Below are 564 nucleotides of genomic sequence, written 5' to 3'. Positions count from 1 at the left end.
GTGAGGATGTCTTGGAGGACAGACCTCTTCTACAGCAGCTCCGCTGCCTCGTTCACCGGACTTGACGAACAGCCGCCACGCTTAACTGAACGGCGTTGCGGCTAGAGCTGGAGGGCTGGCACCAGTGAACGGCCCCATCTCGGTGATCAGCCAGCAGCAGCTTGCTGCTCCGCGCGGGGGCGGGTGGTGGCGAGGCGGTAGGAGTCGGTGCCGCTCTTGATGATGTTGCCGCCGAAGGTAAGACGGTCGACGATGGCAGCACAAAGACGGGGGTCCGTGAACGTTTTTGTCCAGCCAGAGAAGGATTCGTTCGAGGCGATGGCCACGCTGTTCTTTTCTTCCCGCTCGGTCAAAACCTGAAAGAGGAGCTCGACGCCACGGCGGTCGAGTTCCATGTAGCCAGTTCGTCGATGCACAAAAGATCAACGCGGCCGTAGCGGGCGATCGTCTTGGCCAGCTGCTTCTTGTGAGTGGGCGGGTTGGTGGCATTGGGTGGGTGTCAGCGGGAGTGGGTGCTGGGTGCCTGGCCATGGGGATAGTTGCGGGGTAGGCCTGCTGTCATGG

Annotated in this window: 1 pseudogene; it reads right to left on the bottom strand. The window is 61.7% G+C overall.

From position 1 onward, the window contains the following. Positions 1-146: 146 nt before the first annotated feature. Positions 147-466: pseudogene (locus tag PV679_RS36075) on the bottom strand (ATP-binding protein); the annotation flags it as partial. Positions 467-564 lie beyond the last annotated feature (98 nt).

Source organism: Streptomyces sp. AK02-01A (assembly GCF_033795305.1).
GTDB lineage: Bacteria > Actinomycetota > Actinomycetes > Streptomycetales > Streptomycetaceae > Streptomyces.
The sequence above is the reverse complement of the archived record's forward strand: the minus strand, read 5'-3'. Positions and strand labels throughout refer to the sequence as shown.